The 23,100-nt window shown below is 69.0% G+C and carries 15 protein-coding genes; 2 read left to right on the top strand and 13 right to left on the bottom strand.

Annotation, left to right across the window (positions count from 1 at the left end; genetic code table 11):
* Window positions 1-4: 4 nt before the first annotated feature.
* The 9 genes from WMF36_RS16615 to WMF36_RS16575 form a co-directional block, all read right to left on the bottom strand.
* Window positions 5-826: a phospholipase D-like domain-containing protein gene (locus tag WMF36_RS16615; RefSeq protein WP_437580582.1), complete on the bottom strand. Its 822-nt coding sequence runs from the start codon at window positions 824-826 to the stop codon at window positions 5-7.
* The gene (gene drmB, locus WMF36_RS16610) at window positions 823-2,688 is read right to left on the bottom strand and encodes a DrmB family protein (RefSeq protein WP_437580581.1); all 1,866 of its coding nucleotides are present in this window, start codon (window positions 2,686-2,688) and stop codon (window positions 823-825) included. Before drmB ends, WMF36_RS16615 begins: the two co-directional genes overlap by 4 nt.
* The gene (gene drmA, locus WMF36_RS16605) at window positions 2,688-6,044 is read right to left on the bottom strand and encodes a DISARM system helicase DrmA (protein ID WP_437580580.1); all 3,357 of its coding nucleotides are present in this window, start codon (window positions 6,042-6,044) and stop codon (window positions 2,688-2,690) included. The genes drmB and drmA overlap by 1 nt, the downstream gene beginning before the upstream one ends.
* 57 nt (window positions 6,045-6,101) lie before the next feature.
* Window positions 6,102-6,908, bottom strand: coding sequence for a hypothetical protein (locus tag WMF36_RS16600; protein WP_437580579.1), 807 nt, complete (start codon window positions 6,906-6,908; stop codon window positions 6,102-6,104).
* Window positions 6,905-7,984, bottom strand: coding sequence for an AAA family ATPase (locus tag WMF36_RS16595; protein ID WP_437580578.1), 1,080 nt, complete (start codon window positions 7,982-7,984; stop codon window positions 6,905-6,907). The genes WMF36_RS16600 and WMF36_RS16595 overlap by 4 nt, the downstream gene beginning before the upstream one ends.
* Window positions 7,985-7,992: 8 nt before the next feature.
* Window positions 7,993-8,394 carry a DUF1016 N-terminal domain-containing protein gene (locus WMF36_RS16590; protein ID WP_437580577.1) on the bottom strand — a complete coding sequence of 134 codons (402 nt, stop codon included), beginning with the start codon at window positions 8,392-8,394 and terminating at the stop codon, window positions 7,993-7,995.
* A 77-nt stretch (window positions 8,395-8,471) separates the two neighbouring features.
* On the bottom strand, window positions 8,472-12,545 hold the full coding sequence (locus WMF36_RS16585) for a DNA methyltransferase (RefSeq protein ID WP_437580576.1): 4,074 nt from the start codon (window positions 12,543-12,545) through the stop codon (window positions 8,472-8,474).
* Between the two features lie 13 nt (window positions 12,546-12,558).
* A complete protein-coding gene (gene drmD, locus WMF36_RS16580; RefSeq protein ID WP_437580575.1) occupies window positions 12,559-16,080 on the bottom strand; it encodes a DISARM system SNF2-like helicase DrmD in 3,522 nt (1,173 codons plus the stop codon).
* Window positions 16,081-17,421: 1,341 nt separating this feature from the next.
* A complete protein-coding gene (locus tag WMF36_RS16575; protein WP_437580574.1) occupies window positions 17,422-18,105 on the bottom strand; it encodes an O-methyltransferase in 684 nt (227 codons plus the stop codon).
* Window positions 18,106-18,237: 132 nt separating this feature from the next.
* Here WMF36_RS16575 and WMF36_RS16570 point away from each other — a divergent pair, with 132 nt between their 5' ends.
* A complete protein-coding gene (locus WMF36_RS16570; protein ID WP_437580573.1) occupies window positions 18,238-19,149 on the top strand; it encodes a LysR family transcriptional regulator in 912 nt (303 codons plus the stop codon).
* 45 nt (window positions 19,150-19,194) lie between these two features.
* Here the strand turns inward: WMF36_RS16570 and WMF36_RS16565 are convergent, their stop codons facing one another.
* Both WMF36_RS16565 and WMF36_RS16560 read right to left on the bottom strand, forming a co-directional pair.
* A complete protein-coding gene (locus WMF36_RS16565; protein ID WP_437580572.1) occupies window positions 19,195-19,863 on the bottom strand; it encodes a substrate binding domain-containing protein in 669 nt (222 codons plus the stop codon).
* Entirely contained in the window at window positions 19,815-20,132 is a 318-nt protein-coding gene (locus WMF36_RS16560; RefSeq protein WP_437580571.1) for a helix-turn-helix domain-containing protein, read from the bottom strand. The genes WMF36_RS16565 and WMF36_RS16560 overlap by 49 nt, the downstream gene beginning before the upstream one ends.
* 96 nt (window positions 20,133-20,228) lie before the next feature.
* Here WMF36_RS16560 and WMF36_RS16555 point away from each other — a divergent pair, with 96 nt between their 5' ends.
* Window positions 20,229-21,251, top strand: a complete 1,023-nt coding sequence (locus tag WMF36_RS16555; RefSeq protein WP_437580570.1) for a zinc-dependent alcohol dehydrogenase family protein — start codon at window positions 20,229-20,231, stop codon at window positions 21,249-21,251.
* A gap of 286 nt (window positions 21,252-21,537) precedes the next feature.
* On the opposite strand, the gene WMF36_RS16550 is transcribed toward WMF36_RS16555, so the two are convergent.
* Both WMF36_RS16550 and WMF36_RS16545 read right to left on the bottom strand, forming a co-directional pair.
* Window positions 21,538-21,894, bottom strand: coding sequence for a hypothetical protein (locus tag WMF36_RS16550; protein ID WP_437580569.1), 357 nt, complete (start codon window positions 21,892-21,894; stop codon window positions 21,538-21,540).
* Window positions 21,895-22,238: 344 nt separating this feature from the next.
* Window positions 22,239-22,934, bottom strand: coding sequence for a PLP-dependent aminotransferase family protein (locus WMF36_RS16545; protein WP_437581922.1), 696 nt, complete (start codon window positions 22,932-22,934; stop codon window positions 22,239-22,241).
* Window positions 22,935-23,100: the final 166 nt, after the last annotated feature.

Genomic DNA, 23,100 nt, shown 5'->3' with positions numbered 1-23,100 from the left:
CGCCTCACGCCCTCACGACCATTCCCGCATCCACCAGGTTAAGCCATTGCCTCTCGAGGCTCGCCGCAAACCCCCGGTCCTCGATCGCCACCCCGGCCTCCAGGTTCCGCGTCTGGCCGCGATCCGTGAAGTTCGCCGACGTGATGAGCGTGTACTCGTGGTCGATCACGACGCACTTGGCGTGCAGGCTGACCGCGCTCTGCCTGTCGGCCGTCCTCGGGTCGAAATAGACGACCGGTCTCGGGTCGCCGAACGGCCACATGAGCCGGTAGAACAGCGCCACCACGGCCTGACCCCGCGCCACGTTCCCCCTGGCGGCCTCGAGCGGCGCCGACACGAGAGGCCAGCTCTGCCCTGCGCCCTTGGCCTCCTGCCGTAGACGCTGGGCGAGCTGATCCACGTCGACGAAGAGATCCGCCGTCACCCCATGGTCGGCCATGCCCCGGTGCAGCGACGCGAAGAGCTCCGCGCCGTGGTCGATGGAGTAGCCGGCGACGAGCACGTGCTCTCGCGCCCGCGCGAAGAGCTCGGACAGGAGGACCCGCGTGTGACGAGAATGGCTGACGCCCGGGTCGTCGCCCGTCCAGACCAGGGTGAGCCTGGGGGCCTTGCGATGCCGCCGCTCGGCCAGCACGACGCCGACGACCGCGTGAACGCCTTCGCGATCGAGCCGGAGATAAGGCCGCAACGCGTCGACGAGGTGCCCGAAGCCGTTGGCCCGCAGGCCCGTCTCGCTCATCGGCGCGCGCACGTCCCCCCGGTCGAGCGCGGCGACGAGGGCGAGCAGATCCTGCTCCGTGACCGCGGATAATCCCGCCCCCGTCACGGGCGGACCTTGAAGAAGGCGAGCTCGGGATCGTGCCCCATCGCTGGCACGACGAGCGCCCGGTCCAGGTAGCGGTTGAATCGCTCACACGCCGGCTCTGCGACGAACAGGCACCCGTGGCAGGCGGCGCCCTCGAGATGGCGCCCGGACCGGTCCCCGGGCGAATGATGCGCGCAGACCGGATCGCTCGAGCACAGGGAGGCCATGTCCCAGGCGCGACGGAGGTGCCGGCCGATGGAGCGACCTTGCTCGACGAGCCCCCCGAGCGTGCCCTCGGCGCCGCTCGTGCCGGTCATGATGAAGATCGCCGCCATCGGCAGGTCGTCGGTCGCCGGCGCACAATAGATGCGCTCGGAGAGCGCGCTCGCCGAATAGCCGCACTGGAGCGAGATCGAGGACACCAGGAGGTGCGAGAGTGAGTGCAGAAGGTAAAACCTGGCCCCCGGAAAGCCCGGCCCCCGGCTATTGCTCTTGAACTCCTGCTTGTACCCGTCCTCGAGCTCGTCCTTCCGGCGGATCACCGCCGGGCGGCGCTCCCATTTCTGTACTTCCTCTTCGTCCAGGCAGACAAGCACACCCTCGCCGAAGATCTCCGCCGCCGGCAGCCAGGTCGGCGTCAGCCCGAGCGGCTGGAGGTTGCTCGTGTCCTCGGTCTCGCCCTGCAGGTTCATCTGCGTTGCCGACAGGCGCGTCAGGCCGATCTGCGCGCGCACCTGACGCACCTTCTTGGCGAGCACGATGCGGCTCACCCTCGGCGGCAGCGGATGGCGCTTCGTGGACAGACGGCAGGCGAAGAAGTCCTCGTCCCGCGGCGGGAGCTGGCCCTCCACCTCGTCCTTCGCTTCGAGGAAGACCTTGTACTCCGCGGTCCGGAGCTCGTCCCTCGCCGGCACCTTGCCCTTGCGGATCGTCTCCATGGCGGTCCACACCTGGTCGTCGTCGTAGTCGCGCAGCGCATTGCGCACGGAGGCCACGACCTTGCGCAGCAGCGCGAGCTCCTCGCGCCCGGCCTCCTGCACGACATTCCACACGTCCGCCTGGCTGACCTTGTTCAGCACCTCGCGCGCCTTGTCGGGGATCGAGAGCGCGCTCATCCATTGCGAGAAGTAGCCGCTGCTCGCCGTGCGGACGAGCAGGTTGAGCTTCTCCTCGCAGCCCTTCTCCTCGCGTCCCTCGAATCCGAGCCACGGCCTCTCCCCCCGGCACTGGGGCAGGACCTTGGGCTCACGCGCCTCCGAGAGCTTTCGCTCCGCGCCGCAGACGCCGCAGCAGACGCGGATATGAGCGAAGTCGCCGGACGCGTCCTCCTTGAGGTGGAGATCCAGCGATTCGCACCGCGTCTCCTGGGAGGGGTGCACGAACCAGCTCCAGGGGAACTCGTCGAGGTGGCCGCGCTTGCACGTCGCCACGAACCGCACGGGGACGCAGAAGCCTTTCTGGGTGTTTGTGCAGCGGTGAACGTAGCGCCCCTTCTCACGCTCGAGGTTCCTCGAAGGCCCGAGCGCACGGCAACGCTGGCAGACGAACCACGACGGGAACTCGGCGACCTGGATGCCGTTGTGCTGCGACGGCGCGTCGTCGTCGCCCGCGGGGGGCAGCCGGAACGCGCGGTTGATGCTCAGCTCGATCCCGAGCTTCGAGCCGACCCGGGCGAGGATGGCCTCGCGCAGGCGGGGCTCGTCGATGAAGCCCTGATCCTTGTACCTGTCGTAGCGCCAGAAGTCGGTGCCGCCGATAAGCACGGCATGTTCGAGCAGGTCGACCATCGCGCCCGGACCGAACGTCATCACGACCTGGCCCAGCCGGATCTTGCCCTCGGGGGGCTTGTGCCCGCCCTTCGCGGTCTTCTTTGCGATGGCCATCAGCCTTGCCTCCCCAGGCGTCGCCCGATGAGCCAGAGGTGCGCGGTCGACTCGACGTCCCGCAGCGACGTGGGCGCCGCGAAACGCCCATCGGGCGTGTCGGGGCCCGGGCGCTCCTCGTCGAGCGGCGTGTAGAGCAGCGGCTTGCCGCCGACCTTCTCCCGGTCGAATTTCGAGTACCGGCGCTGCTTTGGCTCCTCGGGGGTCGACCGCACCAGGTCGGTCCAGGTGTCGAGCAGGTTGTGGCCGCGCATGCGGACCTCTTCCTCGAGCTTCTTTTGCCCGTCCTGGTTCAGCTCGGGCTGGCGGCTCGCGCGCGCGGCGATCTGATCGAGTACGGCGTTCGCCAGGTGCCGGTTCGCCGGCAGCCCCATGACGCCCTTCGGCAGCGTCAGATCGCGCGAGGCGAAGCGGACCATCGCGACGAGCGTGCCCACGAGACCGCGATCGAGGGCTGGACCCGAGAACGGCGTCACGCTCGTGGCCTCGACGAAGCGGTAGAAGCTCTCGTGGTAGGCGGCGAAGTGCTCGTAATGGGAGCGATCCCGCGGTTTGTGGAGGTTGTACACGGTCACCACGAGCCCCGGCCACCTGTCCTGGCGGCCGACGCGGCTCGACGCCTGGATGTACTCGGCCGTCGTCTTCGGCTGCCCCGCGACCACCATCAGGCCGAGTCGATCGATGTCGACGCCGACCGAGATCATGTTGCTCGCGAGCAGCACGTCGATCCGCTCGGGATCGCTCCAGGGCTTGTTGAGCCGGTCCTTTGTGCGCTTCACCGCGTCGGTGTGCTCGCGGCTCGTCAGCTCGACCGGCTCGCCGAGCTCCCGGTTGGCGAACCAGAGGTGCTTGCCCGTCGCGTTCCTCGGGCGCGCCTCGTCCGCCTGCGCGGCGCGGCCGAGCACCTCGTCCTCGACCAGCCGCCGCATCCCTCCGAGCTCCCGGAGGCTGTTGAAATAGCCGGCGAGCGTCATGTACGCGTCCGCCGTCTGCTCGGGCGACGACGACGGGTCGTAGGTCTTCATCGCCCCGGCGAGGAGCGTCCGGTACACCCGAAGCAGGATCGCCTTCATGCTGCGCCCCTGCGCGGCCACGCCGACGTATTTTCGGCCGGGGCTCTTCGTGTCCACGGTCGCGAAGTACGTCTCGGAGTCGTCGATGCCGGGCGGCGGGAACACGCTCACCGTGCTCGCCGGACGGCCGAAGAGGGCCTGGATCTGCGTATCGGCGCGGCGGACCGTGGCGGTCGCCGCCAGCACCTTGGGCCGCACGACGCCGGCGCTCGTCTGGTGCGAGCAGAGGGCGTCGACCGCCGTCTCGTAGAGGCCGACCATGGTGCCGAGAGGCCCCGAGATCAGGTGCAGCTCGTCCTGCACGATGAGCTCTGGAGGCGCGAGGCCGCCGGGGAGGTTCTTCGCCGTGCGCGGCGGCTTCCCGTCCATGGGGCCGTAAAAGCGCCGGCCGTCGCGCGCGCCGGCCTTGCCGAACAGCATGCCGGCCTCGCCGCGCCAGGGCATCATCGCGAACTTGTCGACGGTGGCGATGAGGAAGCTCGGCAGCTCGCGATAGACCTGCTCGTCGACGAAGACGACCGGGATGCCCTCGTCGTTGTTGGCGCGCGAGAACTCGCAGGTCTCGCTGGTGCAGCCGACCCGCACCTCGTCGGGCGCGGTCTTCGAGGGCAGGAGCGTCAGGCTGCCCGGGCCGAGCTCCTCGCCGCACCACGGGCAGGCGGGCAGCGGGCAGGGATTGCCGTTCGCGCCGAGCTTGAAGCCGGTGACGAGCTTCGACGCCTCGTCCAGGGTGTTGGCCGTGGCGCTGCGCCCGACCCAGAGGCCGACCGAGAAGCGCGTGTCGCCGAGCACCGCGGGCATCCTCCGGCGCTGGGATTCGAGCGCGCAGACGAGCGTCGCCGCGCGGCCGAGCTGGTCGAGCGTGAGCAGGCGCAGGGTATACCGGAGGAGCACGGTGACGCCGAGGCCGCCGTCGGGCAGCTTGGCCCGTCGCAGGCGGCGGAGGAGCAGGCAATAGGCGATGACGCCGAGGTACGCCTCCGTCTTGCCGCCGCCGGTCGGGAAGAAGATCAGCTCGACGCGCTCGCGATCGGGGTGCTCGCCGCTGGCCACGCCGTGGAGGTTCATCAGCAGGAACGCGAGCTGGAACAGGCGCCATTCGGGGCGCTTGCCGCCCTGGTAGCGAGAAGGGCTCCGGTGCCGCGCGGCCTCGGCCATCGCCTCGTTGGCCAGGCAGAACGCCTGGCGGACCTGCGCGTTGCTCTCGAGGAGCGCGATGCCCTCCTGGATCCTCCGCCGGGCGTCGTCGGCCTTCTGCATGAGCTCGTCGCGGGTCTCGGCGCGCCTGTCGCCCTCGAGCGCGACGCCTCGCTGCCGCTCGATCCACGCCCCGTAGGCGGCCGGCAGGCGCTGGAGCCGGGCGCGCACGTCCTCGGCGCTGTCGAGCTTCGCGAGCTCGTCCATCGCGACCTTCACGTCGGCTTCCTCGTGCGCGATGACCCGCCGCACCTCGTATTCGGGGAGCCACGTGGTCTTCACGCGGGTGACCGAGCTCTGGCCCGGGGGCACCACGACGGCGACGCCGTGGCCGACCGCGTACTCGACGCGCTCGCGGAACTGGAGATCGGCGACCTTCTGGTCCCACTGGTCGCTCTCCTCGTCGGAGAAGTTCGGCCGCGGGACGATGCCCTCGGCACACTCGATCTCCAGCTCGATCTGGAAGACGAGCTGCTCGTCTCGCTGGCCCTTCTCGCCGGCGCCGCGCTGGTTCACGACGAAGAGCGCGAGCGCCTGCGTCCCCTCCCGGAGCCCGCGCGCGTGCTCGACGGCCTTGATCTGGCCGTAGATCACGAGGCCCACCGTGTCCCGCAGGCCGATCCCGTTCTTGAGGGTTTGCGGGTCCAGCGGGACGTCCGTGGAGATCGTCTGCCGCGGTGTTCGCTTCCAGACGCGCTGCCCTCGACCACGCCCTTCGGGCTTCAGGGTCTCGGGGCGATACTCGGCGAAGCGGACGGTGGCCTTGACGTCGCGCGTCTCCCTGGGGACGAGCACGCTCATTCCGATGGACGCGGGCCAGAGGTTGGGGCGCTTGTCCTCGGGCTCCTCACCCTGGGTTTCCTCCTCCGGCTCGTCAGGACCGGCGCCGAGGCTGTCGTCGGCGGTCGGGTCCTCGGGCTCGCGTTCTTCTTCGGACGCGAGGAAGCCGGTGAGGTAGTGGCGAGACGGCGGAAGCTCGAGGACCTCCTGTTCGACGATACCTTCCTCGCCGAGCTGGTAGGGGCCGATCAGGTCGGCGTGCAGGGCGCGGACGAGGTGGTCGCGGGGGCCAGTCGCTTCGAACATGCAGGTTTCTCCATACGTCAGATTGCGCGGGAGAAAAAGACCGCGGTGAGCCGGCGGTCACAGATCGTCGGCAAGGACGTGATCATATACGGACTTTCGCGCGGTGCTGAACAGCGGGACGACGTGCTCTTTTACCTCTTCTAGAAACACACGCAGCCCAGAAGCCAGCCCCCGCTCTCGCAAGTGCGCGAGTGGGGCGTCGGTCGAGCAGCGCGTCTCGCGCTCGAAGTCACCTGCGGTCAGGAGGTGGACCACACGCTTCGGGCTCAGCTTGGCCCGCTCGTCTTTGGCGTGTAGCCGGTGCGCGTCGTCGCAGGGACAGAAGCCAAGCTCACGGCGCAGCTCGTCCATCCGGGCGCATTCCTCGTCCGACTCCGGCTCGAACCCGGCGAGCACCCAGGCCTCGCGCATCGGATCGGGGCAGCCAAGGACGGTCCTGAAGGAAGCCCACCGCGAGGCCTCCGCCCGTGCCTGCGCGAGTCCCCGCCTGCGCAGGTCTCCTTGATCGTCCATGTCCCAGACGATGAAGACCGCATCGATGGCTGTCGACGGTTCTCGCCTTACCAACTCGCGTACGATGGTAAACGCATTTCTTGCCAGTTGCGCGCCGGGCGCACCCGGCTCGCCGTCGAAGTGCCCCTGTGGAAAGCGTACGTTCCCGAGCTGCCGTCTGTAGAGGTCAAGCTTGTGGATGTCGAAGAAGTCCTTCCCCGGGCCGTCGTTGGCCCACTGGAAAACGGACTCCGGGTGCGAAGGCAACAGGTCGGCGACCCAGTCTGGCCCCTCCTCGCGGAGCACGCGGTCGACCAGCGCGCTCGTGGTCCGGAAGTCGGCCGGCGCCTCGCAGAAAATAAGAAGCCTCACGGAGCGTCCTCCGTGAGCACCCATGCTCGCTCCGGGTCCAGGCTCCAGAGCTGCCCTGCCGAGAGAGCGCCCTTCATCTTCTCGGCCTGTGGGTGATCGGAGAGGCGCTTGAGCGCGACGGTGCCGTCATCCCGGAGGGCGAAGGCGAGCACCTCGGAGGGGTCGAGCTCGTCGAGGATGTAGGGGGAGTGCGTCGTGGCGACGATCTGGAGCTCGTCGAACTCCTCGAGCATGCGCTTGACCAGCCGCACCAGTTCCATCTGCGCCTGCGGGTGGAGCGACTCGGCGAAGTCGTCGAGGAGCAGGAGGCTCGGACGGCTCGGACCGTGGAGCACGGTCAAGAGCGCCAGCGTGATCAGGGTTCCCTGGCTCGCGGCGTGCGCGGGGACGCCTGGGGCGCCGGTGAAATCGAAGAACACCTTGCTCCCCACGACATTTTCCAGCTGGTGGGGCGCGGCGGGGTTCGGCCGTTTGACGACGGCCTGACGGATGCGGATGCGCGCGACGTTCGGGATGATCCTGCGAAGCGATTGTTCGATCCGCTCGAACTCTTCGTCGTGCCCGAGCTTGATCGAGGCCAGAGCGACGGCCGTGTTGGTTCCGTCGTACGCGACGTCCGGCCCCGGCTGATCGCTGTACGCAGCCGCGGCGATGCGCTCGGCGTTGAGCTTGTAGAGGGCTGTCGGCCTGAGGATCCCAGCGATTTTCGGCACGATGGCGCTGAGGGGATGCACTCCCGGATGTCCTTGTCGCGTGTCGGCGCCCTGCTTCCAGTGGATCTTGGACGATGGGCCCTGGAGGTCGATCCGGCAGCTCCAGTCCCCGTCGTTCCCCGTGCCCTGCGACGTCAGCACGATCGGCCCCGGCGTTCCCCGACGCAGGAGATCATCGAACGACCAGTCGCCAGCCAGGACTGCGTCGGATCGGCGGTTCGTGAGCTGGCCCTGAACCCAGAGGGCCTCGAGTACACTCGTCTTCCCGCATCCGTTCGGGCCGACGAGCACGGTAAACCGGCCGAGCGGAACGGTGCTGTCCCGGTGACCCTTGAAATCCTGGAGTCGAACGGAGGTGATCATGGGGGATCCTACAAGTCGAGCTGTAACCGTTCACGACCAGGCACGCATACGAGAAATCGGGGTGCGGGCGGAGCCTCGAGTGGCAGCAGGAGAACGAAGTGGCTCCAGGTCGATTGTCGCGACAGCTTCGCGACAATCGGCTCCTCGGGGAAGGCCTCGGCGAACTGGACCATGCGCCGCAGCGTCTTCTCCGAGAAGCCGCGGCCGTAGCGGCGCTGGAGCTGCTCCGCGAGCGCGGCGATCACCTGCTCGCCGTAGGCGGCGCGGGCGTACCGGAGCACCTCGGACCGGATCCGCGCGCCGATGCGACAGTAGAGCCGGGTGAGCACGGCGTTGACGGTCACCGCCGCCCGCTGGCGTGCGGCGTCGATCAGGCGGCGGATGTCCCCGACGAGCTTCGCGGGCGCCACGGCGGGCGCGGGCGGCCGCTTCGCGAGCGGGGCCGTCCTGGAAGCGCCCCGGCGAGGTCGTGCCGTGGCTCGTCGGATCACGGGTCGCTCTCGTCCGCGAAGCCGGGCAACGAGGGCGTCGCCGGCTTCGCGCGCGGGGTACGGGGCTTCTTCGCGGGATCGGCGGGCTTCCTGGCGGCGGCGGGCTTCCTGGCGCCCTTCGCGGGAGGCGCGGCGGCTGCGGCGGCTTGCTTCTCCTGCTCGGCGCGCTCGGCGTTGAGGACGAAGAGGCGGTCGATGACCTCGTCCTCGAAGGCCTGGAGCGCGGCGCGATCCTCGTCGGTCTTCGGGCAGTAAGGGGGGACGGCGATGTCGCTCCAGCCGTAGGCGGCGAGGACGGCGCGGTCCATCTCCTCGTGGAGGGCGCGAAGATCGAGGATACGGGGGTCGTCGGAGTCTGGGTTTTTCAGGGCGTTGTAGGTCTTGGTGAGGCCCTGGTTGGAGTCGACCATGAAGCGGGCGCGGGTCTCGTAGAGGGTTTCGCCAATGGATTCGAGGGAGCGGATGACAGTGCGCGGGTCGGGCTGGGGAAAGGGGAAGGTTTCAAAGCAGTCGGAGGCCGCGTAGCGGAGTCGGTCTTCTAGCGATGATGACAGGAGGCGAGCCCACGCTTCGTGGACGCGGGATTGGAGAGTTGCAAAGGCCGTGAAGCACTCAAGCGGGTGCACGTACAGTGTGTGAATAAAGATTCGATCTATAGGCTGGAATGAGAAGCACATGTGCTTGCTCACGCAGGCAGTGACCAGGCAACGAGAGAGGGGGGCGATGCTGGCGTATAGCTCTGGACGAGGCTGCGCGTGCTGCCACCAGTACTTCTTGCGATGTGCACCATCGGCGGTGGCCTCGTTCGCCTTATCCCTTTCAGGCTTCACGCGCGTTTCCACGAGCGCGAAAGCACGAGGCCATGCCCGCGCCTCGGCAAGGGTTTGCTGCCCGAAAGAAATAACGAAATCTGGCGCTTGCTGCCGCGGATCCGTGTTGACATCCTCTCCCCCGATCACCGGAAAGACCACATCTCGGTATCGCGGGTCGGACAGCAGATTCGGTGCTTCCTTCTCGGCAAGAAAGAATCCCTCCCCGTACACCTTCGACCCCATGAAGAACAGCTCTCCCATACTAGGGATCTGCTGAGCTTCCGCGCGCTCCTTGTTCGGCCTCAAACGCGAATCGACATCGGACACGACGACGCCATTAAGCTGCCGGGCGAGCCCCTCCGCGAGCCGCCCCGATGACAAGACGACACAACTCACAGTCACCGCCGCCTCCCCCGTCCACCGCATGTCGCGATCGGCGCGAACGATGACAAACCCCAGCCGCAACAGTGCGGCAAGGCCAGTCGTGCGAGTGTCGCCCTGACTTATCGTATTCGTGGCAACCAAGCCTATGGTGCCTTGGCTGCCCACGAGCTGCCCAGCCATTCTGAAGAAATAGGCGCAAAGATCGGCATTACCGTGACTTTCGTCATACGCCGCAAGCAGCCACGGAACGTATTCACGACCTCCGGATGCCACGATCCCGTTCTTCGCCGCGAACGGCGGATTCCCCACGAACGCATCCACCCAAGCCTTCCCCGTGACCTTGTTCCCCTCCAGCGGATCCGGCCTCCCGTCGAAAAACACCTCCGGAAACTCGATCATCCAGTGGAACGGCACCTGCTCCCGCCGGATCTCCGCCTGCATCCCCCGCAGCTCGGCAAAGATCTCCCCTGCCCTCTCCCGCTCCCCTCGCCTTTCCGCCCCGAGCCACTGCTCCACCCGATCGAGCCGCCGATTGCGCTCCTTCTCCCGGTCCTTGTCGTTCTTTTGGCCAAAGAACGCCCCCACCACGAGGTCGCCGATCAATCTTACCCGCTCGAGCGCATCCTCGGCATCGGCCAGGAGCCGCTCCTTCTCCCGCTGCGCCGCGTACGTCCCCTCGCCCGCCAGCGCCTGTATCCTTCTCCGGATCCCGATCGCCTCGTCCAGCGCCTCCGCCAGGAGCCCCGCCGACAGCTCCACCTGCGCCTTCGGCTTCCAGTGGAACGCCCGGATCTGCTCGAACCCCAACCCCACAAGCGAGTCCCCGTGCCGGATCGCATGATCCACGAACGTGAACGGCTCGTTCCTGGCCATCGTCACGAGCCACAGCGACAGCCTCGCCAGCTGCACCGCATACGTGTTCTTGTCGACGCCATAGAGGCACCGCTGCGCCACCAGCCGCCGGGCATGATTGACGACATCGTCGTGCGCGCTGGCGATGACCTCCATCCGCCCTTCCCGCGTCCACGCCGCCACCACGCGATCCGCCAGGTACCGGCACGCCGCCACAAGGAACGCCCCCGATCCCACCGCCGGATCGCAGACAACCAGGTTCAGGAGCGTCTCCGAGCTCGGCGCCTCCCCCATCGCCTTGATCAGCGGCTCCAGCGTCCGCGCCACGATCGGCTCCGTCAGCTCCCGCGGCGTGTAATGGCTGCTCGTCCTCCGCCGCTCCGGCCCCGGCTGGATCACCAGCGTCCCCGCACCCGCCCGCTCCGGGTTCCTTCCGCTCAGGGCCTCCATCGCCCCGAGCGCCTCCCCGGCCTTCTTCGCCCCCTTCACCGCCTCGGCGATCTTCGCCGCCACGTTCTTGTCGAACCCGAGCTCGTCCTGGAGCCACCGCTCCCGCTGGTTCGCCGGCACCGCGAGCAGCGCGTCCGCCTCCACCCAGACCCGCGCCGCCCCCTTCTTGCTCCCGAGCCGGATCCGCACCGCTCCGTGCTCGATGCGCTTCACCGTGAAGCCCATCAGCGCCTCGTACACGCTGCCGATCTGCTCCACGTCGAGCGCCTTGTACGAGAGCCGCTGTCCGCCCAGGTACAGGAGCTTCTCCAGCACCGAATAGATGGTGAGATCGTCGACGCTGGGCAACTTCACCGCCGCACGCGCCTCCGGCTGCGTGATCGGCGCGCTCCCCTCCGGCCCCCACCCCTCGAGGAACGGATAGACGTTCGGGTCGAAGAGCTGCCCGCGCCGCGCCGGGATCTCGAGCTCCCCGTGCGAGACGCCGAGGAACGCCGCGCGAAACAGCCCCACGAGCCGCGGGTACGCCCCGAAGCGCCGGTGCATCGTGTCGGGGTACTTCCCGAAGTCGGCCTGCAGCGCGTCGAAGAGCCCGAGAATGCTGTAGTTCCCGGCGAAGAGCGGCTGTTCGGTCGGCAGGAGCCCCCGGTCCTCGCAGTAGAGCAGGAACACGAGCCGCAGGAGCACCGTGAGCAGGCCCGCGTAGAGGTGATCGTCCTTCCGCTCCAGCGCGTCCCGGAGCGCGCCCGTGCCGTCCCGCTCGTCCGCCGCGGCGAACCCGGCGAGCAGCGCTTCGAGCGCCTCGAAGACCTGGCGCGAGAGGTCGTTCGTGACATCGGCGTTGCGCTTGCGGCTCTCGGCCAGGATCGCCGGGAGCGCCTGCTCGGCCGCGACCCCGAACCAGCGCTGCCGCGAGAGCAGCATCACGAAGGCATCGAAGATCGGCCGCCCGCTCACGGACGCCATGTCCGCGACGCGGAAGGCGATCCACCCGCTCGACTCGCCGTGCGGCGCGTAGACGAGCCGGATCTCGTGGCCGTTCGAGAGGAGCCCTATCGGCACCCGGCACTCGCGCAGGAGCCGCTCGAACTTCGCCTGGGCGGGGTACTCCCACGCGCCGGTGACCTTCTCGGGCCTGTCGAGCTGCTCGACCTCCGGGGAGACCTCCCAGACAAGCATCGCGTACGGGCGCCCGGCCTGGGCCGCCGGCGTGCTGTCGGCGGCCGTTGTCGCGTCCTCCCGGGGCTTGTTCCACGTGAGCGCGCGCGTCGGGCGGAGGAGCTGCTTGCCCTCCACGACATAGAGCGACAGCTCCTTCGGGAGCGCCTCGCCCTCGTCGAAGCGCGGGGGGCCGAGGTCGAGGACGGTCGAGAAGAGCCGCGGGAGCTCGGAGACGCGCAGCCTCCCCCCGGCGTCTTCCTCCAGGCACTCGAGGAAGGCCAGGTGCGCCTCCCGCGGGAGCTTCTCCGCGCACTGGGCATCGACCAGCACGGGCAACGACACGACGAGCCCCTCGGAGGGCTGCGCCATGCCTATCCATTGCTCGTGGAATCGCTTGTCGGCGTCACTCATGGCCTGGTCATCCCTAGAGGCTTGTCGTCGGCCAGAGGTACACGAGCCCGACCGGCGAGAGCCGCTTCAGGCTCACGTGGTAGAGCGCTTCGAGGTCCGCCGGCTCGTCGCGGATCTCGTCCTCGATGCTGGCGAGGCGCTTCTTCATGTCCTGTCGTTCGCTGTCGAGCTGCTCGCGCTGCGGCTTCATGGTCTCGTCCTCGAGGTGGTCGAAGAGCCCGAGTTGGACGCTGAGCTGCTTCTCGATCTCGACGCGCTGGTCCTTCAAGATCTGCCGGAGATCCTCGGCCTCCTTCGCGCCCCGGGCCTGCAGGAGCTGCGCGGCCTCGTGCGCTCGGCCATCGGCTTCGTCCTGCACATGCCGCCAGAGCACGCCGAAGTGGGCGGCGGCCGTCGTCGCCAGGCGCTCGCGGAGGCGCTCCGGGACGGCCGGCAGGCTGCCGACGCGCGTGAGCAGCTCCTCGAGGTGGGCGACGGCCTGACGATCCTCGTCGGTGCCCGTCGGCTTCAGGTGGTCGCCCTCGCCGCTCTCGCGGAAGGGCGCGGCGACGGCGATGAGCTCGTCGTGCAGGCGCGCGGCCCCGGGACCGAAGAGCGAGAGGCGTCCCAGGGCGATGACCCGCGGCTCGCCCGAGCGATCATCCGGGACGACCGTCACGCGCGAGAGATCCTGGGCACCGAAGCCCTGGGCCAGGAAGCGCGAGAGGATGCGCTGCACGAACGGGTGCTCGAGGTGCAGGTGGACGCGCTCCTCGCCCATGCGGTCGAGCGCCTTGAAGACGACCGGCTGCGGGGAGAGCTTGCGCCACTCCCACTCGGGCTCGTCCCGGTGCCGGGGCCGGCGGAGGCTGTCGAGGGTGCGGCCCCAGCTCGCCGGCAGCGGCGGCAACGCGAAGGCCTGCTGCCCCTCGACCTTCTCGGCGAGCGGCGCGAGGGGCGCGGCCCCGGCGAGCTCGAGGCCGACGTCGATGGCGTCGTGCAAGAGCTCTTCCCTGAAGTCCATGACCTTGCGGGACCGGCCGAGGATGCGGCGGGCCTCGTCGATCTCCTTCTTCAGCGCGGCCGTGTCGACGCGCTGGCTCTCGAGCTCCCGCCGGGTCGTCTCGGCCTGATCGGGGAGCCGCTCCGCCTCGTCGAGGGCGGCCGCGGTGCCCCTGTCGATGCCGCGGCTGAGGGTCCGCTCGATGCGGTCCATGACGACCTCACCGAGGCTCCCGAGCTCGGTCTGGATCGTCTCGATCTTGCCGACGAGCTTCTCGAGCACGGCGTCCTCGACGCGCTCGGGGTAGACGAAGTAATGGCAGCGGACCCTGCTCGAAGGCTGGAGCGTGCGATCGATGCGGCCGTTGCGCTGCTCCATGCGGGCCGGGTTCCACGGCACGTCGAAGTGGAAGAGATCGGCGCAGTGGTTCTGGAGGTTCAGGCCCTCGCGCGCGGCGTCGGTGGCGATGAGGATGCGCACCGGGTGCTCCTTCGGATCGCCGTTGAACGCCCGCTGCAGCTCCTCCCGCACCTCGTCGCCCATGCCGCCGTGGAAGATCGCGATGCGCTCGTCACCGCGATCCGTGGCCTCGATGGCGGCGCCGAGGGTCTTCTGGAGGTAGCGCATGGTGTCGCCGTACTCGGTGAAGAGGATCACCCGCCGCTCGCTCCACGCGCCGCTCGCGCGCTTGCCCCCGCCCGAGGCGCTGATCCCCGGGCAGAGCTCTGCGCGGAGCCAGTGGAGGAGGGCCACGACCTTGGCATCGGGCCGATGGCGATGCTGGCGGGAGAGGTCGAGCATGCGCTGGAGGAGCTCGCGGGCGCGCCCCTCCGGGGACGAGAGCGCGGCCGATGCCGAGGCGACCTCGGCGGCGTCCTCCTCGTCGCGTTGCTCGTCGTCGACGCCGTACGCGTCGTCGTCCTCCTCGGGGCGCGGGCGTGCCACCCTCGATGCGGACCGGGGCTCGGCGCTCGCGGCTCCCTCCTCGACGCGCGCCGCGTGCGCGTTCAGGGTCCGGTGGAACGCCTCGACGCTCGAGAGCAGCCGCTTCTGGAGGTTGATGAAGACGAGCTGCCCGCGGCCGCGCCTGGGCTTCATCTTCTCCGAATATTCGGCGAGCAGGCGCGAGAGCTCGAGCTCGGGCGTGCCCACGGGGCCGAGGGAGAGCTCCGCAGCGAGCTTTTCGCTCTTCCCGGCCTCGGCCTCGAAGTACCGCGCCCGAAAGCCGTCGCCCTCGCGCTCGAGCGCGATCCGGACGACGCTCCGGAGGGGGAAGTCGCTCTTGCCGAGCGCCTGGAGGTCGCGCTTGAGCCTGCGGACCATCACGGCGGAGAGCGCCTTCGCTCCCGCCTGGATGGGCACGCCGCGCGTGAAGCGCTGGGGGTCGAGCATGGCCATGAGGGCGCTGAAGCTGTTCGAGTGACCGTTGTGCGGCGTCGCCGAGAGGAAGAGGCGGTTCTCGAACCGCGGGCCGAGCTCGTCGCGGATCATGGTCGTGACGTGGGAGTCGACGGCGTACAGGCTCGCCGAGGCGGGCGCTGCGGTGTGGGCCTCGTCGAGCACGAGCAGGCTCTTCTTCATGCGCGTGCCGAGGTGGGCGAGCAGCGGCTCGCGGTACTCGGGGCGGCGGAGCGTCTGGTAGGAGACGATGAACCGATTGTGCGTGCTCCAGGTGTTGACGCCGAAGCCGCGCTCGCGCCGGCGGCGGGCGACGAGCTCGCGCCCCATGACCTCGAAGCGCTGGCCGAAGCGCTTCTCCATCTCGCCGCGCCACTGGAGGCAGAGGGAGGCCGGGCAGACGACGAGGACGAAGTCCACGCGCTGCCGGAGCTGGAGCTCCTGCATCACGAGCCCGGCCTCGATGGTCTTGCCGAGGCCCACGTCGTCGGCGATGAAGAGGTTCGCGCGGGGGAGCTCGAGGGCCTTCTTGAGCGGCGTGAGCTGGTGGTCGAGGAGCTTGATGCCGGCCCGGAACGGCGCCTGGAAGAGATCGGCGCGCGTGGCCGTGACGCTGCTCCACTTGAGGGCGTGGAAGTAGGCGGCGAAGCGGCGCGGGGGGTCGAGCGAGGCGACCGCGCCGAGGCCCTCGGCCTCGGGCTGCAAGACCTTCGCGCCGAGCTCGATCTCCCAGAGGACCGAGAGGCGAACGCCCTGCGCATCGTCGTCGAGGCAGACGAGGTCCACGCGGGTGGCCTCGTTCGGAGCTTCGGGCGTGACGACATCCTCGACGAGGTACTGGCGCTGCCGAACGAGCGCGATATCCCCCTTCACGGGCGTGAGGCGCGGGGTGGCGTGAGCTCCGAAGAGGCCCGTCGGCGGGGCGCTCTTGCGGTCGCCGAGGGCGTGGAGGAGGCGCTCCGCGAGCGCCTGGCGCGCGCGGCTGGAAGCGTCCAGGCCGTGGGCCTGGCAGGCGGCACGGAGCTCGTCGCGTCCCATCCATTCGACCACGGAGCGCATGCGGACCTGCTCGGAGCGGGCCAGGGCGGCGACCAGCTCGGCCTTCGTGCCGCGCTGGGGCACGAAGACGCCGAAGTAGCGCGCGAGCTCGATCAAGCGCCCCCTCGAGGGCAGCGATTCGAGGAGAGTGCGAACGGAGGGCGAGGAAACGGGGGGCGAAGAAACGGACATCGACATCGGGGTTACACGCGCCGCGTAGAGCTGGGGGTGCACGGCAAGGTACGCCTCGACAACGACACGGTGAAGATTTGTTCTGTCGACTGGCCCACCCGGCACGCGCGAGCGTCGCACGACGTGCTCCTGGAGCTTACCCTCGGCCTGGACCTGGAAAGAGCACAAGCGGCAGCAGTTCGTGCTGACGGCTACGGAGGAGCGGCGCTGAGCGTGCCCATGAGGTCTGGGGTACAGCACGCAGGAAGTGGCAGGGGCGCGTTCGTATCAGCACCGCGCCCGCCGCCACATGGGGCCGCCGGGCCTCAGGCGGAAGCTCGTGCGGCACTCGCAGGCGACCGAGCCGGATAGCGCAGCCCTCGCGCGACAGAGCGCATAGGCTCCCTCTCAGCTGCGTCGCTCGGACAGGACGCGCCGCAGGACTGAAGAGCATCGCCCGCCGTGCATCAAGTGCTCTGGGCCTGCTCCTCTACGCATTGGGGCCACAGCGCTGGCATCGAAACATGCGCTCATTGCATCCTTCGGAGTCTCCTGCTTCCGCTCAAGAGCGCCCCACCCACGCCGCGCGCTCCGCCGGCGCTCTCGCTGCGCGGCGCTCCGGTGTGCCAAACGGCTTGATCCTGTGCCAAGCGAGGGGGGTCCGGCACCGGCACAGACGCAATGCATTGCGACACACCGGGTCCCGGACCCCTCCGGAACGTGCCACGGACCGTCTTTCGGGGATATTTCTGTGCCAAATAGCGTCCGAAATTGCGCAAATATGCGCCACCACCCCCTCAGAAGCGCCAGTTTTTGTGCCAGATGAGGGGTCCGGACCCCTCCGGACCGCAATCCACTGCGTTCGCGCGGCCTCGGGACCCGCTCGGGACCGCAATCCACTGCGTTCGCACGGCCTCGGGCCCCCCCGGGACCACCATCCGCTCCGCTCGCGTCGCGGACCGACGAGCCCGCCTGGTACCGCCTGGTAACCCGAGGTCCTGGGAGATCCCCTGCCGCCATAGCGACACGCCGTGGATTCGTTGCGGTATAGCGGCACGGCAACAGATGTGCCGGCGCGAGGTGCGCCCATATCTCGGCACAGCGGATCAGGACGGCGCGGAGTGGAGCGCAACGTCCTGTCATGCTCCGCAACGGATTGCGCTGTTGCGCAACGCTTCCGTCGGCGCCTCACGACCGCTTGTGTGCCGAGCTACGCATGGGGCCTTGGCGGCGCCCAACGACGCCTTGCACCTGCCGCGTCGAACCTGGCGCGCCCCCCCTGGTTTTTCACGCCTCGCCCTCGCGGCCGTGCCAGCAGGAGACCTCCAGCCTGTCCCCCAGCGGGATCTCCACCGACCCGTAGCCGCTGCCCGCGCCCCGCACGTACTCGAGGTAGGGCCGCAGGTCATCGGGCGCGAGGTCGAGATCGTCGGCCACGATGATCGCGCCCCTCCGCAGCCGGGGCTCGAGCATCCGGAGCACCGGCAAATAAAGATTCTTCCAGCCGTCGAGCAGCACCAGATCGATCGGCCCCTCCACGTCGCGCAGCGTCACCAGCGCGTCTCCCTCGCGGATCTCGACGAGCTCGCCGAGCCCGCTCTCCTCGAGGTTCTGCCGCGCCCGCCGCACCTTCTCCGGGTGCATCTCGCTCCCAATCACCCGCCCGCCGCCGCCATCGCGGACGGCCGCGGCCAGGAACACCGTCGAGATCCCGAACGACGTGCCGAACTCCACCACCGTGCGCGCCCTTGCCGCGAAGGCGAGGAGGTGGAGCAGCCGGCCGACCTCGCGGGAAACCGGCAGATACGCGTCCGCGAACATGTGGGCGAGCCTCTCCGGGTCGGGGTTCGGCCCGCGGCGCTCCCAGTCGCCGAGGACGCGGGCGATGATGCGCGGATCGCCGCTGCCGGCGTCCTGGAAAAGGCGATCGAGGGTCCCTTGAACGCGCGGCGAATCGAGCGTGGTGCTCATGATGGCGTGTCTCCTCCGGTCAGGCTGACCGCGACGGCCCTGCTGCCCTCGCTGCTGCCCTGTTCGACACGAATCCTGCGCCCGAGCAGACATGACTTCCAGTGCATGGTCGGTAAGGTATCGTTGCGTTCCATGCACTCCATGGATCTGAACCTGCTCGTCGCGCTCGACGTGCTCCTCGAGGAGGAGAGCGTGCTCCTCGCCGCGAAGCGGATGCACCTCAGCCCCTCCGCCATGAGCCGCACGCTCGCGCGCGTCCGCGAGGCCGTGGGCGACCCGATCCTCGTGCGCGCCGGCCGGCGGCTCGTGCCCACGCCCCGCGCCGCGGAGCTGCGCCCGCGCGTGCGCGCGGTGGTCGCCTCGGCCAGCGCGGTCCTCCGCGAACGGGGCGCGCTCGACGTCGCCGCGCTCACCCGCAGCTTCGCCGTCCGGACCAGCGACGGCATGCTCGGGCTCCTCGGCGCCCCGCTCCTCGACGCGCTGAGGGCCGAGGCTCCGCGCGTCACCGTCCGCTTCCTCCCCGAGGGCGACGAGGACGTGGCCGCGCTCCGGGAGGGCCGGATCGATCTCGACTTGGGCATCATCGGCGACATGGGCCCAGAGATCCGCGTGCAGGCGCTCGTCAGGGACCGCTTCGTGGGCGTGGTGCGCCGCGGCAGCCCGCTCGCATCCGGCAAGGTGACGCTGCAGCGGTTCGTCGAGCACGCCCACCTCGGCGTCTCCAGGCTGGGAAAGACCTGGGGCCCCATCGATGAGGCCCTCAAGAAGAAAGGGCTCGCCCGGACTACCGCGGCCGTGGCGTCGGGCCATTACGCGGCGCTGTGCCTCCTCGCCAGCTCCGACCTCGTCGGCGCGTTTCCGTCGAAGTGGCTGGCGCACGCCGCCCCGCGCTTCGATCTCGTGACGTTCCCGCTGCCCGTGACCACGCCGGCGATCACCATCGCGCAGGCGTGGCACCCCCGCTTCGATGCCGACCCCGCGCACCGGTGGCTGCGAGACCGGCTCCGCCGCGTCTGCCGGTCGATCGCGGAGTTCGGGGCGTAGCGACGCCCGGTCCAAGACGCCAGACCAGAGCCATCAACTCCCCTCTCACCCACGCCGCCCGCTCCGCCGGCGCTCTCCCCGGCGCGGCGCTCCGGATGGCGCGAAAATCTCCGCAAGAAAATCAACAAACACCCGAACCTTCGGCAACAAATGCCGATTCTTCGGATACAGCGCGTGAATCGGCCAGCTCATCGTCCGATATTCCTCGAGCACGGTCACGAGCGTCCCCTCGGCCAGCGCGTCCTTCGCGAGAAAGTCGAACATCGCCACGATCCCGCTCCCGGCGATCGCGAGGCGCTTCAGCACATCCACGTCGTTCGCGTGGAACGGCCCGGAGATGGGTACCTCGAGCACCGCATCCCCGTCCCCCGTCAGGAAGCGAAACCCTGCCGGCCGCCCATCGCGCAGGTACCCGACGCAATCGTGGTGCGCGAGCGCATCCGGCGTCGCGGGCGCGCCGCGCCGCGCGATGTACGATGGCGCCGCGCAGTGGACGATGCGGCTCGCGCCGAGCCGGCGCGCGACGAGGCTCGAGTCGCCGAGCGGGCCGATGCGCACGAGCAGGTCGAGCCCCTCGGCCACGGGGTCGACCTGCTGATCGCGCAGCGTCAGGTTGATCCGGACGTCGGGATAGCGCGCCGAGAAGCGCGGCAGGCCCGGCGCGATCACCTCCCGTCCGAGCGACACCGGCGCGTCGACGCGCAGGAGCCCCACCGGCTTCTTGCTCGCGCGCGCGATCGCCTCGGTCGCCTCCCCGAGCTCCTCGACGATGCGGACGCAGCGCGCGTAGAAGGCTGCCCGTCGTCCGTCAGACGGAGCGACCGCGTCGTGCGCGCCAGCAGCGCCACACCGAGCTCCTGCTCGAGGCGCATCACGCGCCGGCTCACCGCGGACGGCGTGACGCCGAGCCGGCGCGCCGCGCCTGAGAAGCTCCCGGACTCGACGGTGGCGACGAGCAGCTCGATCGCGGCAAGCGAGATCATGATCTGTGCCGAAATAGCACAGGTGACGTTCCCTCGCGCGGACTACTGCTCCCCGCGGAATGGATCTACGGATGGGGTGTCCAGGGAGGACACCCCATGAAAGCTGTCATCATTCGCAAGAACGCTTCGGAGTCCGACGCATGGACGCTCGCCGAGCGCCCCGCGCCCAAGCCCGGTCCGGGGCAGGTGCTCGTGCGCATCCGCGCCGCGTCGATCAACTACCGCGACCTCATGATCGCGCGCGGCCTGTACGGCGGCGACCGCAAGGACGATCTCGTCCCGCTCTCCGACGCTGCGGGCGAGGTCGTCGCGATCGGCGCCGGCGTGCGCCGCTGGCAGCCCGGCGCTCGCGTCGTCTCGGCGTACTTCCCGACGTGGGCGTCGGGGCCGTTCCGCGACGAGTACCGCGCCACGCATCTCGGCGCCGGCCCGAACGACGGCGTCCTCGCCGAGCTCGTTGTCTTCGCCGAGGACGCGCTCGTCCGCGCGCCCGCGCACCTCGGCTTCGACGAGGCGGCGACGCTCCCCTGCGCTGCCGTGACCGCATGGACCGCGCTCTTCGAGTCGTGGCCCCGTCCCGCGCCCGGCGCCACGGTCCTCGTCCAGGGGACCGGCGGCGTGTCGCTCTTCGCCGCGCAGCTCGCGCGCGCCGCGGGGCTGCGCGTCATCGCCACATCGTCCAGCCCGGCGAAGATCGAGCGCCTGCACGCGCTCGGCGTGACCGACACGATCGACTACCGGCAGCATCCGGCGTGGCACGAAGAGGTGCTGCGCCTCACGGGCGGCGAGGGCGTCGACCGGGTGATCGAGGTCGGCGGTGCCGGCACGCTCCCGCGCTCGCTGCAGGCGGTGAAGACCGGCGGCGTCGTGAGCCTCATCGGGCTGCTCACCGGGCTCGGCACCCAGATCGATCCGATGCCGATCCTGTTCCGCGCGGTCCGCGTCGAGGGCGTCCTCGTCGGCTCGCGTCAGTCGTGCGTCGAGCTCACCACGGCGCTCGAGACGCACGCGATCCGTCCCGTGATCGACGAGGTCTTCCCGCTCGAACGCGCGAACGACGCGCTCGCCAAGCTCGCCGCGGGCAAGCACTTCGGCAAGGTCGTCCTCCGGCTCGACTGAAGCGACGCGGCGGCGAGGGGGCGGCCGGCGCCCCAGCGCGGGATGCTCGTTTCGCGCTCGGGCTCGCGATGGTGGCGTGCATCGCGCTCGGATGTGCTGTCACAGCGCGGAGGCATCCCCTCCAATTTTTCGGACAAATTCACAGGGAGGCGGGGAGACGGGGAGTAATATCTCAAAAATCTCCCTGTCTCTCCGCCTCCCTGTTCAATTTTTCTGCTGAAAACGGGAACAGAACGAGGGGATTTCTCAGGTCACAGCGCGCGAGGCGCCGGGAAGAAGCAGCGCGTCACTGCCCCGGAAGCGGCAGACACTCCATGATCTCCACCGAGTCGCCCGGGAAGATCGCGAAGTGCGGGTGATTCTCGAACAACATTGCAGCAGCCTCGTGAGACTCGGCTTGAACGATCATGTAGCCTGCCATGGTGTTCTTGATATCTGTAACTCCCTCCGCAGACGCGCGCTTCGTCTTCCCGAGAGGACCGCCGTGAGCCACGATGGCGGCCGAATTGGCCGTCACCCAGTCCATCCAGGCCTTCATGCCCGAAGCCTCGCGCGCTTTGCGCTGGTTCTCGTCCAGGTTGTTCCACTGCGCTCGCTGGAGCGCGTCTTCCGTTCCGATGTAAATGGCCAGGAATCTCTTCATGGTTCTTGCTCCGTTCTGGTAATCTATCATAGGACCACCAAATACCTCTTTGCAAGCGGTCGGATCAGCCCCATGAGCGGTTCACGTGGCCATGAAAACCCTTGCGGCATCGCCCCAATGCCACCTGCCGCGCGATCTCGTGGTCGATCTCCTGGAGCCACGAGAAAAATTCGTCTCCAAGAACAAAGGTGTACCAGCATGCATCCTCTCCGGTCTTCCACACCCGGAGCGAGCCCTCTCGGACGACTCATGGCAAGTTTTCGCTCGGACGATCCTTCGCGAGCCTCTTGCGGGCCGAGCCTTTCATGCGGCCGAAGCCCTCGCCCGGCGGTGGAGCACGCCATTCATCGGCGCTTCGAGCCGGAGTCGGCCCGCAGACACGCTTCCAACGTGTCGCAGATCCTCGACAGCTCCTCGCTCGTGTGAGCAGCGAAGCCGAAGCAAAATGCGGGTACGAACCCAGCCGCGACGTGCGCAGACCCCGGCGTGAGGGCCAGGTCGCGGGCGCGCGCGCGTTTGACGAGCTTCTCCGAAGTCAAGCTGCGCAAGCGCACCCAGAGCGCCAATCCCCCGCCAGGCGGGTCGCACGCGATCGCGGCACGCAAGGGCGATCTCGACGCGAGCTCTTGCAGCAGGTGATCGCGACGCTGCCGGTAGAGCTGTCGAGCGCGCCGCGCGTGACGCTGAACCTCGCCGTCTTCGATGAGCTCGGCCACGGCGCGCTCGAGGACGACATCCCCCTGACGACCGAGCAGCTCACGGACTGCTCTCAGGCGCGCGACCACGGACCTGTCCGCGATGATGTACCCGAGTCGTATGGCCGGGGCGATGAGCTTCGAGAGCGAAGCGATGTAGATGCAGCGCGACGAGAGGTCCTTGGTCGCAGAGAGGGGCAGCAGCGGCGCGCCCTCGAAATGGTACTCGTAGTCGTAATCGTCCTCCACGATGTAGAGCCCGAAAGACTCACAGATTCGTCGCAGGTGCATTCGACGCTCGGCGGACATTGCGACGGTCGTGGGGTACTGATGGTGAGGCGTCACGTACACGGCCTTGAGGCGCCCCTTGAGCCTCCTGGCGTGGGCCTCCAGCTCATTCCATTCAGCAGACTTCGACAAGACGCCGCCGCGTCGCGTGGTGATGCCGGAGAAGCTCGCGCACCCCGCGGTCGAGTCCGCCGGGCATCACGGCGACTACTCGAAAACAAGG

Source organism: Sorangium sp. So ce887, assembly GCF_051521455.1.
GTDB lineage: Bacteria > Myxococcota_A > Polyangia > Polyangiales > Polyangiaceae > Sorangium.
Note: the sequence above shows the minus strand (reverse complement) of the source record. Positions and strands in the feature narration are given on the sequence as shown.